Genomic DNA, 15,797 nt, shown 5'->3' with positions numbered 1-15,797 from the left:
GAGGAGGCCCGATGACCGACCAGCAGTCGATCGACTGGGACCACCTTCGCGAGATCGCCCGTGAGGCGATGGCGAAGGCCTATGCCCCCTATTCGCAGTTTCCCGTGGGCGCGGCGGCCATCGCCGACGACGGTCGCGTGGTGAGTGGATGCAACGTGGAGAACGCCTCGTACGGCGTCACCCTCTGTGCGGAGTGCTCGCTCGTGTCGGCGCTGGTGATGTCCGGCGGCGGCAGGCTCGTCGCGTTCACGTGCGTCGACGGGCACGGCAACGTGCTCATGCCGTGCGGCCGCTGCCGGCAGCTGCTCTACGAGCACTCGGCCGAGGGGATGGTGCTCGAGACCGTCTCGGGCCTGAAGACGATCGACGAGGTGCTGCCCGACGCGTTCGGCCCGCGGCAGCTCGCCGAGTTCCGAGGGGAGTCCGCATGAGCGCCGTCGAGGCCTTCGACGCCGTCGACCTCATCCGCACGAAGCGCGACCACGGCGAGCTGACCACCGACCAGATCGGATGGCTCGTCGACGCGTACACGCGCGGCTACGTCGCCGACGAGCAGATGTCGGCGATGGCCATGGCGATCTTCCTCAACGGGATGAGCCGCCGCGAGATCCGCGACATGACGATGGCGATGCTCGCCTCGGGCGAGCGCCTGGACTTCTCGGCGCTCGGCAAGCCGACGACCGACAAGCACTCGACGGGCGGCGTCGGCGACAAGATCACGCTGCCGCTGATGCCGCTGGTCGCCTCGTTCGGCGTGGCCGTCCCGCAGCTCTCGGGGCGGGGACTCGGGCACACCGGCGGCACGCTCGACAAGCTGGAGTCCTTCCCCGGCTGGCGCGCCGAGCTCTCCAACGAGGAGGTGTTCGCCCAGCTGCGCGACGTGGGCGGAGTCATCTGCGCCGCCGGCGCGGGGCTCGCCCCGGCCGACAAGAAGCTCTACGCCCTGCGCGACATCACGGGCACGGTCGAGGCCATCCCGCTCATCGCGTCGTCGATCATGTCGAAGAAGATCGCCGAGGGCACGGGCGCGCTCGTGCTGGACGTGAAGTTCGGGTCGGGCGCGTTCCTGAAGGACATCGAGCGCTCGCGCGAGCTGGCGCGCACGATGGTCGAACTCGGCGAGGACGCCGGGGTCGCGACCTCGGCGCTCCTGACGAACATGAACGTGCCGCTCGGGCTCACGATCGGCAACGCGAACGAGGTCCGCGAGTCCGTCGAGGTGCTCGCCGGCGGCGGGCCGGCCGATGTGCGCGAGCTCACCATCGCGCTCGCGCGCGAGATGCTCGAGCTCGCCGGGGTCGCGGATGCCGACGTGGAGCGGGCGCTGGACGACGGCCGCGCCATGGACACGTGGCGCGCCTCGATCCGCGCCCAGGGCGGTGACCCCGACGCCCCCATGCCCGTCGCGAAGGAGCAGCACGTCGTGACGGCCGATCGCGACGGCGTCCTCCTCCGGCAGGACGCGCTGTCGTTCGGCATCGCCGCCTGGCGCCTGGGTGCGGGTCGCGCGCGCAAGGAGGACCCGGTGCAGCACGCGGCCGGCATCGACCTGCACGCCAAGCCCGGCGACGAGGTCCGCGCCGGCCAGCCGCTGTTCACGCTGCACGCCGACCAGCCCGCTCGCTTCGCGCGCGCCCTCGAATCCGTCGAGGGGGCGTGGGAGATCGGCGACGCCGGCGCGGAGGTCCAGGACGGCGGCCCGCTCATCGCGGAGCGCATCGGGCGCTGACGGCGGGCCGGTCCGCCGTGCGCGGCTGCCCGTCGCGTGCCGCCGTACGCAGGGATTTCCCTGCGTCGATCCGCGCGCACGCCGCTATCGTGGTGGGGTGGACACGCACGCGACCGAATACCGGATCGAGGGAGACGGCACCGACATCCGGTCGCTGCCGAAGATCTCGCTGCACGATCATCTCGACGGCGGACTGCGGCCGCAGACCGTCATCGAGCTCGCCGACGAGATCGGGCTCGAACTTCCTGCGACCGAGGCCGACGATCTGGGCCGGTGGTTCGCCGACCAGTCCGATTCGGGCTCGCTCGTGGAGTACCTCAAGACGTTCGACGTGACCACCGCGGTCATGCAGACCCGCGACGGGCTCGCCAGGGTCGCACGCGAGTTCGTCAACGACCTCGCCGAGGACGGCGTCATCTACGGCGAGGTCCGATGGGCCCCCGAGCAGCACCTCGGCCGCGGGCTCTCGCTCGACGAGGCCGTCGAGGCCGTGCAGGCCGGCCTCGAGGAGGGCACCGACGACGTGCGGCGCCAAGGCGCCCGCATCCGGGTCGGCCAGCTCGTCACCGCGATGCGGCATGCCGACCGGGGCCTCGAGATCGCCGAGCTCGCCGTGCGCCATCGCGATCGCGGCGTGGTCGGCTTCGACATCGCGGGGGCCGAGGCGGGTTTCCCGCCGAGCCGCCACCGCACGGCGTTCGACTTCCTCGCGACCCGCTTCATGCCCGTGACCGTGCATGCGGGCGAGGCCGACGGCCTCGATTCGATCCGGAGCGCCCTGTTCGACGGTCGCGCGCTCCGCCTCGGCCACGGCGTGCGACTCGCCGAGGACCTCACGATCGAGCGCCAGGACGACGAGAACACCTACGTCTCCCTCGGTCCGGTGGCGCAGTGGGTCCGCGACCGCGAGATCGCCCTCGAGACGAGCCCGACCTCGAACCTGCAGACGGGCGCCATCGCGGCGTGGGGCGACGAACTGGTCGACCACCCCTTCGACCTCCTCTACCAGCTCGGATTCCGAGTCACCGTCAACACCGACAACCGGCTGCAGTCGGGCACGTCGCTCAGCCGCGAGCTCTCGCTGCTGTCGGACGCGTTCGGGTACGACCTCGACGACTTCGAGGTGTTCCAGCTCAACGCCGCCGCGGCGGCCTTCCTCCCGCTCGACGACCGGGAAGACCTGGTCGAGCAGATCCAGGACGGCTTCGACGAGGCCTGATCCCGGGCCGGTCCCCGGCCCGGGCCGCTTAGCCCGCGAGGTCGATCCGGCCCGCCGACCTCCCCGAGGTTCCCACCGAACCCGGCTCCACCAGAACCACCCGCCGAACGGACATCGATGACCCTCCCTCCGCTCCCCGACGACGCGATCGTGCTGCGCGCCCAGGTCGCCGACTGGCGCGACGCCGTCGGCGCAGCCGGGCGCGCGCTCACCCGGTCCGGAGCCACGATGCCGGGGTACGCCGACCGGATGATCGAGGTGCTGGAGGAGTTCGGCGCGTACATCGTGATCGCGCCCGGACTCGCGCTCGCGCACGCGCGGCCCGGTCCCGACGTGCGCAGGAGCGGACTCTCCGTCGTGACGCTCGCCGACCCGGTCCCGTTCGGCCATCCGCACAACGACCCCGTCAGGGTCGTGCTCGGCCTGGCGGTCACGAATGCCGAGGAGCACGTCGCCAGCGTCGCCGACCTGGCCAACGTGTTCAACGAGCGCGACGCCATCGACCGGATCGCCGACGCGGCGACGCCGGACGAGGTCCGGGGCGTCCTGGACGCCGCCGGCGAGGGGCGTCCGACGACGGATGCCGCAGGGGCGCCCTCATGAGGATCGTCGCGGTCTGCGGCGTCGGCGTCGGCAGCTCGGCCATCCTCAAGGGCAACGCCGAGCGCGCCCTCGACCGGCTCGGGCTGACGGCCGACGTCACGGCGAGCGACCTCGCGGGCGTCCGCGAAGCCGCCGCCGACGCGCAGGTGGTCCTCACCTCGACGGAACTCGCCGACCGCGTCCGGGAGGCGCTCGGCCGCACGTGGGCGGAGGTCATCGAGGTCGAGAACTACTTCGACGTCGAGGAGATCGGGCGCAAGCTCGACGCCTCGCTCGGCTGACCCCCCGCGAGGTCGGGCCGGCGTGACGCACGCTGCGGCACGGCCGGGAGACCCATCACGTCGGGCCGGCCCGGTCCGCGGCGAATCACGCGACGAGCGCTCGCATGCCCGTCTCGAGTCGGCCCACGGCGTCGGATGCGGCCGCCCGGCGCTCCTCGAGCGAGCCGTCGGTCGCGACCGCGTCGATGTAGACCTTCAGCTTCGGCTCGGTGCCGCTCGGGCGCACCATCACGCGCGCACCACCCTCGAGCACGAGCCGGAGCACGTCGGACGGCGGATAGCCGTCGATCCCGGCCGAGAGGTCGTCGATGCGTTCGACGCGGATGCCGCCGACCTCGGTGGGCGGTTCGGCGCGCAGTCGCGCCATGACCTCGGCGATGCGCGAGAGATCGGTCACCCGGATCGACACCTGCGTCGAGTCGAAGCACCCGAACCGCATGGCGAAGTCGCCCAGGTGGTCGGCGATCGTGCGACCCTCGGCCGCGAGCCCCGCAGCGAGCGAGAGGAAGGCGATCGCCGCCGAGATGCCGTCCTTGTCGCGGACGGTCTCGGGGTTCACCAGGTACCCGAGGGCCTCCTCGAAGCCGAAGCGGAGCTCCGGCGCACGCGAGATCCACTTGAAGCCCGTGAGGGTCGCGCGGAAGTCGAGGCCATGGGCGCGCGCGACCGCCTCGAGGCCGGGGGAGGAGACGATCGAGCAGGCGAGCGTGCCTCGCGGGCCCGCGGCATCCGTCGCCGTTCGCCCCTCGCCCTCGCTCGCGACCTGCTCGGCCACCTGCCAGCCGAGGAGCAGCCCGACCTCGTTGCCGGTCAGGCGGCGGTACCCCTCGGGAGATGCCGAGTCGGGGATCGCGACCGCGAGCCGGTCGGCGTCGGGGTCGTTCGCGATGACGAGGTCGGCGCCGGCGGCGCGGGCCGCCGCGAACGACAGGTCCATCGCGCCCGGCTCCTCGGGGTTCGGGAACGAGACGGTCGGGAATCGGCCGTCGGGCTCGATCTGCTCCGCCACCAGCGACGGGGCGTCGAAGCCGGCGACCTCGAGGACGCGGCGCATCGTCTCCCACCCGACGCCGTGCATCGCCGTGTAGACGACGCGCGGCTGGGCGGCCGGAGCGGATGCCACGGCCGCCGTGGCGGCGACGTACGCGTCGACGACGGACTCGTCGGCCATCTCGAACGCTCCGCGCGGGAGCTCGGGAACGGTCGTCGACGCGGCGACGCGGTCGATCTGCGCGGCGATCTCGGCGTCGGCCGGAGCGACGATCTGCGAGCCCTGGTCGGCTCCGCCGAGGTAGACCTTCATGCCGTTGTCGTTCGGCGGGTTGTGCGACGCGGTGATCATCACGCCGGCGCTCGTGTCGAGGTGCCGGACGGCGAACGCCAGAACCGGTGTCGGCAGGAGTCGGGGCAGCAGGACGGCGCGCACCCCCGCACCCGCCATGACCTCGGCGACGTCGCGCGCGAACGCCTCGGAGTTCCGCCGACCGTCGTAGCCGACGACGACGCTCGGGGCCCCGCCGTCCGTCGCCCGCTCCAGCAGGTGTGCGGCCAGGCCCGCCGCGCCCTGCGACACGAGCACGCGGTTCATGCGGTTCGGGCCCGCGGCGATCTCGCCGCGCAGGCCCGCCGTGCCGAAGGCGAGTCGGGCGTCGAAGCGGTCGGCGAGGTCGGCGGATGCCGCGGCATCACCTTCGCGGACGCGCGCGACGATCGCGGCGAGCTCCTCGCGCGTCTCGGGGTCGGGATCCTGTGCGATCCAGGCCTCGGCGCGGGCGATGCGGTCGGGGTCGGTGAGTTCTGGCATCCGTTGCCTTCTCTCTCGATTGCGGCGGGCGACGGCCCGCCGCGCGGAACGTTCCGGGTGTTCGGTCCTGCGTCGCGCGGTGCCGGGCTAGATCGCCGCGACGACCTTCGCCAGCAGGTCGGAGATCCTGGCCTCGGCGTTGCGGCCGGCCTCGATGACCTCCTCGTGGCTGAGCGGCGTGGTCTGGATGCCGGCCGCGAGGTTCGTGATGAGCGACATGCCGAGGATCTCCATGCCGGCCTGACGAGCAGCGATGGCCTCGAGCGCGGTCGACATGCCGACGATGTGCCCGCCCATGGCCTTCGCCATCTGCACCTCGGCCGGCGTCTCGTAGTGCGGGCCGCGGAACTGCACGTACACGCCCTCGTCGAGTGACGGGTCGATGCCCTTCGCGACGGCGCGCAGCCGCGACGAGTACAGGTCGGTGAGGTCGACGAACGTCGCGCCCTCGAGCGGCGAGTCGGCGGTGAGGTTGATGTGGTCGCTGATCAGCACCGGGCTGCCGGGTGTCCAGTGCTCCTTGATGCCCCCCGCGCCGTTGGTGAGGATCATCGTCGTCGCGCCGGTCGCCGCGGCCGTGCGGACCGAGTGGACGACCCGTCGCACGCCGTGACCCTCGTAGTAGTGCGTGCGTGCGCCGATCACGAGGGCGCGCCTGCCGTCGGGCAGGGCGACGGAGCGCAGCGTGCCGACGTGGCCCTCGAGCGCGGGCTTCGAGAAGCCCGGGACCTCGCTCGCGGGGATCGTGTGCGTCGTCTCACCGATGAGCTCGGCGGCGGCGCCCCAGCCGGAGCCGAGCGTGAGTGCGACGTCGTGGCGCGGGACCCCGGTGAGCTCCGCGATGCGTGCGGCCGCGTCGCGTGCGACGGCGAACGGATCGGCGGCGGGGTCGTCGAGCGGATTCTGCTGCTGCATCCCCTCATCGTACGCAAGGGGCGGATGCCGCGGCACGGCGTGCGCGGCACGGTGCTCGTCTGCGCGAGCCATCCGCCCGCCCGCTCGCGTTCGCGCGCCCGCCCGCGCGTACGGGAGAATGGGTGGCATGCACACCACCTTCGAGCGCACCCAGAGGATCGCCGTACTCGGAGGTGGGCCCGGCGGGTACGAGGCCGCCCTCGCCGCCGCGCAGCTCGGCGCCGAGGTCACGCTCGTCGAGCGCGCGGGCGTCGGCGGATCGGCGGTGCTCACCGACGTCGTGCCGTCGAAGTCGCTCATCGCGACGGCCGAGGCCTCGAACGCGGTGAAGGAGGCCGCCGACCTCGGCGTGCAGTTCTTCGCGCGCGGCGGCGACGCCAAGGCGGTGAAGCCGGATGTCGCGATCAACCTGCAGGCCGTGAACAAGCGACTGCTCGGCCTCGCGGCCCAGCAGTCGGAGGACATGCGGACGAACCTGCTCGACGCCGGAGTGCGGCTCGTGCAGGGCGAGGGCCGGCTCGACGGCCCGAACGCGATCATCGTGGCGACGGCGAAGGGCGGCACCGACTTCGATCGCATCGAGGCCGACACGCTCGTGATCTCGACCGGCGCGACCCCGCGCGTGCTGCCGTCCGCGGTGCCCGACGGCGAGCGCATCCTGACGTGGACGGAGCTCTACGCGCTGAAGCAGGTGCCCGAGCACCTCATCGTCGTCGGCTCCGGTGTCACCGGGGCCGAGTTCGCGTCGGCCTACCGGGCGCTCGGCGCGAAGGTCACCCTCATCTCCAGCCGCGAGCACGTGCTGCCCGGAGAGGACGCCGATGCCGCCGCGGTCATCGAGAAGGTGTTCAAGCGCAACGGCATGAAGGTGCTCTCGAAGTCGCGCGCCGACTCGGTCGTCGTCGACGGCGACGGGGTGCTCGCCACGCTCTCGGACGGCCGCGAGGTGCGCGGGTCGCACTGCCTCATGGCCGTCGGCTCGGTGCCGAACACGGCCGACCTCGGGCTCGAGGAGGCGGGCGTGCAGCTCGCCGAGTCGGGGCACATCCGCGTCAACCGGGTCGCGCGGACGTCGATGCCGAACATCTACGCCGCCGGCGACTGCACGACGTTCCTGCCGCTGGCTTCCGTCGCTTCGATGCAGGGTCGCACCGCCGTGTTCCACGCCATGGGCGACATCGTGAACCCGCCCGAGAACCGCAACATCACCTCCAACATCTTCACGCAACCCGAGATCGCCACGGTCGGCTGGACCGAGAAGGAGATCGACGAGGGCGTCGTGCCCGGAACCATCTACAAGCTGCCGCTCGCGTCGAACCCGCGCGCGAAGATGATGGGCATCCGCGACGGATTCGTCAAGCTGTTCGCGTCGGCCGGGTCGGGCGCCATCATCGGCGGCGTGATCGTGGCGCCGAAGGCCTCCGAGCTGATCTTCCCGCTCGCGCTCGCGGTCGAGCACCGACTCACGGTCGACCAGTTCGCCGAGGCGTTCCCGGTCTACCCGTCGCTCACCGGGTCGCTCACCGACGCCGCGCGCGCGATGCACGTCGTGCGGTAGCGCGAGCCGATCCGGCCCTCAGGGGTCCTCGGCGATTCGACGCCCTCGGCCGCGTGCGGAAGGCCGCGCGAGGGGCGACGGCGCGCGACGCCCCGGCGGGTTGCGCCCCGGCGGGTTGCGCCCCGGCGGGTTGCGCGTCGGCGGCTTACGCGTCGGCGATCGAGAGCAGGAGGTGGCCGCTCGAGACGGTCGTGCCCGGCTCGGCGTTCACGAGGCCAACGACGCCGTCCTTGTGGGCCACGATGGGCTGCTCCATCTTCATCGCCTCGAGCACGAGCACCAGGTCGCCCTTGACGACCTTGTCTCCCTCGGCGACCGCGACCTTGACCACCGTGGCCTGCATGGGCGCGGTCACGGCGTCGCCGGTCGAGGTGTCGACGGCGTGGTGGGCGGCGCGGCGGCGCGGTGCCGGGCCGCGCGTGCCGTTCGTCGACGGTGCGCCCGCGAGGCGCTTCGGAAGGGAGACCTCGATGCGTCGACCGTCGACCTCGACCACGAGCGCGGTGCGCGCGCCCGGGCCCTTGGTCTCGGCGAGCTCGCCGGTCCATGGCTCGAGGCGGTTGTCGTATTCGGTCTCGATCCAGCGGGTGTACACGGTGAACGGCTCGTCGCCGTCGGGGGCGAAGGCCGCGTTGCGGACGATGTCGCGGTGGAATGGCAGCACGGTCGGAAGGCCGGCCACGTCGAACTCGTCGAGGGCGCGGCGCGCGCGCTCGAGCGCGTCCTTGCGGGTCGCGCCCGTGACGATGAGCTTGGCGAGCAGCGAGTCGAACGCGCCCGAGATCTCGTCGCCGCTCGTGACACCGGAGTCGACGCGGACTCCGGGGCCGCCGGGGAAGCGGAGCTGGTGGATCGGTCCGGGCGCCGGGAGGAAGTTGCGGCCCGGGTCCTCGCCGTTGATGCGGAACTCGAACGAATGGCCGGTCGTCACGGGGTCCGGGTAGTCGAGGACGCCGCCCTCGGCGAGGCGGAACTGCTCGCGCACGAGGTCGAGGCCCGTGACCTCCTCGGAGACGGGGTGCTCGACCTGGAGGCGCGTGTTCACCTCGAGGAAGGAGACGGTGCCGTCCTGTCCGATGAGGAACTCGCAGGTGCCCGCGCCGACGTACCCGACCTCCTTGAGGATCGCCTTGGACGACTCGTAGAGCAGTCGGTTCTGCTCCTCGGTGAGGAACGGCGCCGGCGCCTCCTCCACGAGCTTCTGGTGGCGGCGCTGCAGCGAGCAGTCGCGCGTCGAGACGACGACGACGTTGCCGTGCTCGTCGGCGAGGCACTGCGTCTCGACGTGTCGCGGCTTGTCGAGGTACTTCTCGACGAAGCACTCGCCGCGACCGAACGCGGCGACGGCCTCGCGGGTGGCCGACTCGAAGAGTTCCGCCACCTCGTCGCGCTCGCGCGCGACCTTGAGCCCGCGCCCGCCGCCGCCGAACGCGGCCTTGATCGCGACGGGAAGCCCGTGCACGTCGACGAACTCGAGCACCTCGGCGGCATCCGCGACGGGGTTCAGCGTGCCGGGTGCGAGGGGCGCTCCGACCTTCTCGGCGACGTGGCGCGCGGAGACCTTGTCGCCGAGGCGCTCGATCGCCTCGGGCGACGGACCGATCCAGATCAGGCCGGCATCGATGACGGCGCGGGCGAAGTCGGGGTTCTCGGCGAGGAAGCCGTACCCGGGGTGCACGGCGTCGGCGCCGGATCGGCGGGCGACCGAGAGCAGCTTGTCGATCACCAGGTAGGTCTCGGCGCTCGTCGAGCCGTCGAGCGCGTACGCCTCGTCGGCCAGCTTGACGTGGCGCGCGTCGCGGTCCTGGTCGGCGTAGACGGCGACGGAGGCGAGCCCGGAGTCGCGGGCGGCTCGGATGACGCGGACGGCGATCTCGCCGCGGTTGGCGATGAGGACCTTGGTGATGCGACGCATGATGACCAAGCCTATTGGCGGATTCCCAGCCGCCTTTGGGCGGTGCCCACAAAAAAGCCCTGCAGCTGTTTCGGTGACCGACAACGAACGGATGGCCCGGACGGCTCCGATCCCGGTCCGGCCGTCTCGAGGGGAGTCATGCGCCGAGGTCCCAGAGGTCGATCCAGGCGACCCCGAGCTCGCGCACCAGGTCGCGCATCGTCGACAGCGAGAGTCCGACGACGGTCGACGGGTCGCCCGAGACGGAGCGGATGAACGGTCCGCCGAGGCTGTCGACGGTGAACGCGCCGGCGACGGCCAGCGGTTCGCCCGTCGCGATGTACGCGTCGATCTCGTCGTCGTCGAGCGCGGCGAACTCGACGACGGCCGAGGCGGCCCGCCCGACGGCCGACTGCGCCGACCCGCCGCGGTGGTCGATGACCCAGTGGCCCGACCAGAGCACGCCGGAGCGGCCGTTCTGGCCCGTCCACCGCTCGCGGGCGACCTCGGGGCGGTGCGGCTTGCCGTGCAGCACGCCGTCGACGAGGAACGCCGAGTCGCCGCCGAGGATCAGGCCGTCGATCGGCGCACCGTCGACGTCGCGTCCGATGATCGCCTCCGCCTTGCGCTGCGCGAGCAACTGCACCAGCTGCTCCGGGGCAAGCGCGCCGTGCACGGCCTCGTGCTCGGCGACCGCTGCCTCCTCGTCGACGCCCGGCGCGACCAGGACGGGTTCGATCCCCGCCTGGCGCAGCAGCTGGCGGCGGGCGGGGGAGGTCGACGCGAGGTAGAGGCGCATGCGTCCATCCTGCCGGTGCAGCTCCCGGCCCGCATTCGGCTCGGTGTGGGATGCTCGGATGATGGCCACCTCCCGTCGACGTCCGTCACGCCGCCCGGCGCCCGAGGCTCGGCGACGCCCCGCGCCGCACCGCCCGGCCGAACCGGGACCCGTGCTCGAGCTCGATGTCGACCGCATCGCCCACGGCGGCGTCGCGGTGGCCCGCCACGACGGCCGAGTGGTGTTCGTCGCCGACGCCATCCCCGGCGAGCGCGTGCGGGCGCAGGTGACGGATGCCGCTCGAGACCGCTTCTGGCGGGCTGAGACGCTCGAGGTGCTCGACGCCTCGCCCGACCGCCGCGCGCACGTCTGGGCGGAGGCATCGGTCGACCGGGCACCGGAGGACCGCGCAGGCGGAGCCGAGTTCGGACACATCGACATGCGGCGGCAGCGCGACCTGAAGGCCGAGGTGCTGCGCGACGCCCTCGCGCGCATGGGCGGCGTCGAGCGCGACGTGGAGGTGCGCGCGGTCGATCCTGCGCTGGCGCCCGGCGTCGATGTCGAGGCAGGGACCGGATGGCGCACGCGCGTGCGCCTCCACGTCGACGCCGAGGGCGCCGTCGGGCCGTACGCGGCACGGAGCCATCGGGTGGTCCCGGTCGCGTCGCTGCCGCTCGCGGTCGCGGCGATCGAGGAGATCGCACCGCTGACGGCGGCCGGACGCCGCGGGGGATCGGTGGCCGGGGGATCGGCGGTCGACCTCGTGGCCCCGTCCGAGGGTCGTGCCGAGCTGGTGGTGCGCGCCTCCGGCGACCGCGGCCCGGAATCGGCGCCGACCGTCGTGGAGCGGGTCGGCGACCGGCGATTCGCGCTCGATCGCGGTGGCTTCTGGCAGGTGCATCGGGGCGCGGCGTCGACGCTCACGCTCGCCGTGCAGGCGGCGATCGACGGCGATCGATTCGACCCCGACGCGGAGAACCAGGACCTCTACGGCGGCGTGGGCCTGCTCGCCGCCGCGGTCGGCGACCGGTTCGGCCCGTCGACGCGCATCACGAGCGTCGAGGCGGACCCACGCGCGACCGAGCATGCGGGCGCGAACCTCGCCGACTGGGTCGGCGCACGCGCCGTGTCGGAACGGGTCGACCGCTACCTCGACCGACTGGCGGGCGCGCCGGACGCCCGGGTGCGGGGACTCCGCGGCGCCACCGTCGTGCTCGACCCGCCGCGCGCCGGCGCCGGTCGCGCGGTCGTCGACCGGCTCGCCGAGCTGCGACCGGCGCAGGTCGTGTACGTCGCGTGCGACCCCGTCGCGCTCGCACGCGACGTCGCGACGTTCCGGTCGCACGGGTTCGAGCTCGAGGCCCTCGAGGCCTTCGACCTGTTCCCGAACACCCATCACGTCGAGGCGGTCGCGCGGTTCGCCGCTATCGTGTGAGGACGGCGGGAATCGCGCGGCCGGACTCCGCGCGGGGCCGGCACGACGGGAGGACGGCGTGACGGGGGAGTGCGCGTGACGGCGGAGACGGACGAGGCGGCGGTGACGGCCACGACGACGGTGGCGATCGTCGACGACCACGAGGCGGTCCGGCTCGGGCTCCGCGCGGCGTGCCGGGAGGCGGGCTACGACGTCGTCGCCGACACCGCCGATGTCCCCACGCTCCTCGCCGAGTTCGGGGATCCCGCCGTGGACCCGCCGCGGGTCGTGCTGCTCGACCTCTCGCTCGGCGACGGCTCGAACGTGACCGACAACGTCCGGGCCGTGCTCGCGACGGGGAGCCAGGTGCTCGTGCACAGCATCGCCGACCGGGTGGCCGCCGTGCGCGAGGCGCTCGCTGCCGGCGCTGCCGGCGTCATCCCGAAGTCGTCGCCGACGGCCTCGGTCATCGCGGCGATCGCGACGGTCGCCCGGGGCGACGCCCTCAACAACGTCGAGTGGGCCAGCGCCATCGAGGCCGACCGCGACTTCGCGAAGGCGCAGCTCGGACGCCGCGAGCGCGACGTGCTGAACCTGTACGCGTCGGGGCTGCCGCTGAAGCTCGTCGCGCAGCAGCTCGGCATCGCGCACTCGACGGCCCGCGAGTACCTCGATCGCATCCGCGCGAAGTACGTCGAGGTCGGCCGGCCCGCCCCGACGAAGGTCGACCTGCTGCGGCGCGCGGTCGAGGACGGCATCCTCCCCGGGCTCGATGCCGAGGCCGGGGATGCCCGCCGCTGACTGGCGGGCGAGCCGGCTCGTCCCGCGCCGTGCGGCGGTGAGCCGCGCGCAGGTCGAGACGGTCGCCGGTCGCGCGCTCGGTGCGTTCGGGCTCGTGTTCGGCGCGCAGACCGTGCCGACGGCGATCGACCAGGCGCCGCTCATGGCCGACGGCGCGGGTGTCGCGATGATGGCGGTCGTATACGGAGCGATCGCCGCGCTCGCGGCGGCGACGTTCACCAGGGTCGCGGTGCGCGTTGCCGCGCTCGCGTTCGCGACCATCTACGTCATCGCCCTGCTGGCATGGCCCTTCCTCGTCGTCGATACCGCCGCCATGGCCGGCCGGACCCCGTGGCTCTACTACCTCTGCACGGTCGCGACGACGGCGGCCGTGATCGCACTCCCGGTCGCGCCCGCCGCGGCGTACACGAGTGCGGTTCCCGCGATCTACGGGGTCGTCCGGCTGAGCCCGTCCGGTGGCGGCGCCGGCGCGCTGCTCGCAGTGCTCGACACCATGTACGCCGTGATCCTGGGCATCGTCGTGCTCGTGATCATCACCATGCTCCGGCAGGCGGCGATCGCAGTGGATGCCGCGCAGGAGGCCGCGCTCGAACGCTACGACGCCGTGGCACGGCGGCACGCGACGGAGATCGAGCGCGTGAAGATCGACGCCCTCGTGCACGACAGCGTGCTGACGACGCTGCTCTCCGCGGCGGCCGCCCGGACCCCGGCCGAGCGCGCCCTCGCGGCGCGCATGGCCGGCGACGCCGTTCGGCGACTCGACGAGGCCGCCGTGGAGGTGCCGGGCGTCGACGATCGCGTCGGCCTCACCGTGCTCACCCGCCGGCTCCGGGCCGGCGTCGCCGGCTTCTCGGCACCGTTCATCGTGCGCGTCGACGGCGCCGACGGCGTCGAGCTGCCCGTCGAGGCGATCGACGCGCTCTCGTCGGCCGCGATGCAGGCCATGGTGAACAGCGTGCAGCACGCGGACGGCCCGATCGGCCGGGTCCGCCGGGAACTCGAGGTCCGCGGGGTGGGGGCGGGCGGATGCGTCATCCGCGTCATCGACAACGGGTCGGGCTTCGACCCGGCGACGGTGCCGCCGAGCCGACTGGGGCTCAGGGTCTCGATCGAGGAGCGGATGGCCAACGAGGGCGGGTCGGCGACGATCACGTCGGAACCGGGGAACGGGACGACCGTGACGCTCGCCTGGCCCGCGGGCGTGGATGGGGGCAGCGGATGATCTCCGTGCCGCGCTGGCTGCTCATGGCGCTCGCGGCGATGTTCTCGGGCTACCACGTGGTGCTCGGCGTCTCGTCGCTCTCCACCGACGTGGCCGCATCGCCGTGGCCGATCATCGTGGCCCTCGTGCTCTACGCGCTCGCGACGGTGCTCAGCCTGTGGCCCGCACGGCGGGCTCGGATGCCGGACTGGCTCGCCGCGCTCGACCTCGCCGTCGGCATCGTGCTCCCGGTGCTCGTCACGAGCCAGCTCGATCCGTCGAGCGACAACGGCTACGCGACCTGGTACGTCGCCGCGGTCGGCACCCTCATGACGATCGCCGCCGCACGTCGGCAGTTGGTGGTCGCGTGGGCCGGCGTCATCGTGCTCGCGGTGCAGACGGTCCTGTGGGCCGGGCCGCTCGCACTCGGGCAGCTCGGCGTGATCGGCAGCCTCGTCTGGGTCGGCATCGCCCACATGCTCTCCGCCGCGCTCGCGAGCGCGGCCCGGGCGACGAGGCGCTATGCGCAGGCCGAACGAGAGGCCGCCGCCTGGCAGGCCGCACAGGACGCCCACCTCTTCGAGGGTCGGATGCGGCTCGCGCAGACGCAGCGCCTCGCATCGCGCATGCTCCGCCGCATCGCCGACGGCGGCCACGCGCTGAGCGACGCCGAACGCGCCGAGTGCCGCACGCTCGAGGCGGCGATCCGCGACGAGATCCGCGGGCGGATGCTGCTGACCGATGCCGTGCGCGCGGCGGTCCGGCACGCGCGCGATCGGGGCGCCACCGTCACGCTCCTCGACGAGGGCGGGATCGACGAGCTCGACGAGGCCGAACGCGACCGGATCCTGTCCCAGTTGGCGGACGTGGTCGAGACGACCGGGGCCGAACGGATCATCGCGCGAACGGCCGCCGAGGGATCGCCGGTGGCGGTCACCGTCGTCGGGTTGAGCGGCGGGAACGGCGAGTCGGTCGAGTCGGAGGACGCGGAGGTCGAGCTCTGGCTGGAGATCCCGCGCGCGGGCTGAAACAGCCCGGCGATGACGTCTGCGACACGGCCGGTTCACGCACGTTCCGCCTCGGCCCGGACATGGAAGCGGGGGGTCGGCCCCTACCGACCCCCCAGCAAGCCCGAGTCACGGCGACAACCCGAATATCGCCCTGACTCGCCCCCAGAGCGCCACCGGTTACCCAGCCGGTGACGGATACGACTCCGATGGAGTGCGTACCACCAATCGTACGGATCCGCCGCGCCGAGCGAAGTCAGCATTTCGGGGGACATGGGGGACACGACGTCGCGGGAGTCGTGGGTGCCGGAGGCATCCGTCCCCGTATCCGGGGGACGTCGGCGTTCGGGGGAGGTCAGCGTGCCGATGCCGCCCAGCGACCCCGGCCGACCTCGATGCGCGGTCGGAGCGCGTTGCGCGGATGCGACCAGTCGTTGCGCGGGGCCGGCTCGTGCTCGCCCTGCGACTCGCGGACCGTGGCGGCGAGCACCGCGGTCACGGCGGCGGCCTCCTCGGCCTTCACGTCTCGCGTGAGGAACCGGAGGTCGAGCGACTCCGCGTCGCCGTCAGTGGATGCGCTGGTCATCGTGCCT

At 73.0% G+C, this 15,797-nt stretch carries 15 protein-coding genes; 10 read left to right on the top strand and 5 right to left on the bottom strand.

Features of this window, described 5'->3' with window-relative positions:
* Positions 1-11 precede the first annotated feature (11 nt).
* The 5 genes from ACSJD1_RS11125 to ACSJD1_RS11105 all read left to right on the top strand — a co-directional run bounded on the left by ACSJD1_RS11125 (position 12) and on the right by ACSJD1_RS11105 (position 3,832).
* The gene (locus ACSJD1_RS11125; RefSeq protein ID WP_438855370.1) at positions 12-431 is read left to right on the top strand and encodes a cytidine deaminase; all 420 of its coding nucleotides are present in this window, start codon (positions 12-14) and stop codon (positions 429-431) included.
* Positions 428-1,729 (top strand): thymidine phosphorylase, encoded by a 1,302-nt coding sequence (locus ACSJD1_RS11120; protein ID WP_438855369.1) that lies wholly within the window; start codon positions 428-430, stop codon positions 1,727-1,729. Before ACSJD1_RS11125 ends, ACSJD1_RS11120 begins: the two co-directional genes overlap by 4 nt.
* A gap of 97 nt (positions 1,730-1,826) precedes the next feature.
* Entirely contained in the window at positions 1,827-2,948 is a 1,122-nt protein-coding gene (locus ACSJD1_RS11115; RefSeq protein ID WP_438855368.1) for an adenosine deaminase, read from the top strand.
* 117 nt (positions 2,949-3,065) lie between these two features.
* Complete coding sequence (locus ACSJD1_RS11110; RefSeq protein WP_438855367.1) at positions 3,066-3,551, top strand: PTS sugar transporter subunit IIA; 486 nt, start codon at positions 3,066-3,068, stop codon at positions 3,549-3,551.
* Positions 3,548-3,832 (top strand): PTS sugar transporter subunit IIB, encoded by a 285-nt coding sequence (locus ACSJD1_RS11105; RefSeq protein WP_438855366.1) that lies wholly within the window; start codon positions 3,548-3,550, stop codon positions 3,830-3,832. The genes ACSJD1_RS11110 and ACSJD1_RS11105 overlap by 4 nt, the downstream gene beginning before the upstream one ends.
* Positions 3,833-3,917: 85 nt before the next feature.
* On the opposite strand, the gene ACSJD1_RS11100 is transcribed toward ACSJD1_RS11105, so the two are convergent.
* Both ACSJD1_RS11100 and ACSJD1_RS11095 read right to left on the bottom strand, forming a co-directional pair.
* Positions 3,918-5,636 carry a phospho-sugar mutase gene (locus ACSJD1_RS11100; protein WP_438855365.1) on the bottom strand — a complete coding sequence of 573 codons (1,719 nt, stop codon included), beginning with the start codon at positions 5,634-5,636 and terminating at the stop codon, positions 3,918-3,920.
* An 87-nt stretch (positions 5,637-5,723) separates the two neighbouring features.
* Complete coding sequence (locus tag ACSJD1_RS11095; RefSeq protein WP_438855364.1) at positions 5,724-6,551, bottom strand: purine-nucleoside phosphorylase; 828 nt, start codon at positions 6,549-6,551, stop codon at positions 5,724-5,726.
* Between the two features lie 127 nt (positions 6,552-6,678).
* On the opposite strand from ACSJD1_RS11095, the gene ACSJD1_RS11090 reads away from it, so the two are divergent.
* A complete protein-coding gene (locus tag ACSJD1_RS11090) occupies positions 6,679-8,109 on the top strand; it encodes an NAD(P)H-quinone dehydrogenase (protein ID WP_438855363.1) in 1,431 nt (476 codons plus the stop codon).
* Between the two features lie 145 nt (positions 8,110-8,254).
* Here the strand turns inward: ACSJD1_RS11090 and ACSJD1_RS11085 are convergent, their stop codons facing one another.
* Both ACSJD1_RS11085 and ACSJD1_RS11080 read right to left on the bottom strand, forming a co-directional pair.
* Positions 8,255-10,024 (bottom strand): acetyl/propionyl/methylcrotonyl-CoA carboxylase subunit alpha, encoded by a 1,770-nt coding sequence (locus ACSJD1_RS11085; protein WP_438855362.1) that lies wholly within the window; start codon positions 10,022-10,024, stop codon positions 8,255-8,257.
* Between the two features lie 136 nt (positions 10,025-10,160).
* On the bottom strand, positions 10,161-10,802 hold the full coding sequence (locus ACSJD1_RS11080) for a Maf family protein (protein WP_438855361.1): 642 nt from the start codon (positions 10,800-10,802) through the stop codon (positions 10,161-10,163).
* Between the two features lie 58 nt (positions 10,803-10,860).
* On the opposite strand from ACSJD1_RS11080, the gene ACSJD1_RS11075 reads away from it, so the two are divergent.
* From ACSJD1_RS11075 to ACSJD1_RS11060, 4 genes are all read left to right on the top strand, one after another.
* The gene (locus ACSJD1_RS11075) at positions 10,861-12,216 is read left to right on the top strand and encodes a class I SAM-dependent RNA methyltransferase (RefSeq protein ID WP_438855360.1); all 1,356 of its coding nucleotides are present in this window, start codon (positions 10,861-10,863) and stop codon (positions 12,214-12,216) included.
* A gap of 75 nt (positions 12,217-12,291) precedes the next feature.
* Positions 12,292-12,996 carry a response regulator gene (locus ACSJD1_RS11070; protein ID WP_438855359.1) on the top strand — a complete coding sequence of 235 codons (705 nt, stop codon included), beginning with the start codon at positions 12,292-12,294 and terminating at the stop codon, positions 12,994-12,996.
* Positions 12,983-14,218, top strand: coding sequence for a sensor histidine kinase (locus ACSJD1_RS11065; RefSeq protein ID WP_438855358.1), 1,236 nt, complete (start codon positions 12,983-12,985; stop codon positions 14,216-14,218). Before ACSJD1_RS11070 ends, ACSJD1_RS11065 begins: the two co-directional genes overlap by 14 nt.
* The gene (locus ACSJD1_RS11060) at positions 14,215-15,225 is read left to right on the top strand and encodes a hypothetical protein (RefSeq protein ID WP_438855357.1); all 1,011 of its coding nucleotides are present in this window, start codon (positions 14,215-14,217) and stop codon (positions 15,223-15,225) included. Before ACSJD1_RS11065 ends, ACSJD1_RS11060 begins: the two co-directional genes overlap by 4 nt.
* A 334-nt stretch (positions 15,226-15,559) precedes the next feature.
* Here the strand turns inward: ACSJD1_RS11060 and ACSJD1_RS11055 are convergent, their stop codons facing one another.
* Positions 15,560-15,790: an acyl-CoA carboxylase epsilon subunit gene (locus ACSJD1_RS11055; RefSeq protein ID WP_438855356.1), complete on the bottom strand. Its 231-nt coding sequence runs from the start codon at positions 15,788-15,790 to the stop codon at positions 15,560-15,562.
* Positions 15,791-15,797: the final 7 nt, after the last annotated feature.

Source organism: Agromyces excoecariae (assembly GCF_051715505.1).
GTDB lineage: Bacteria > Actinomycetota > Actinomycetes > Actinomycetales > Microbacteriaceae > Agromyces.
The sequence above is the reverse complement of the archived record's forward strand: the minus strand, read 5'-3'. Positions and strand labels throughout refer to the sequence as shown.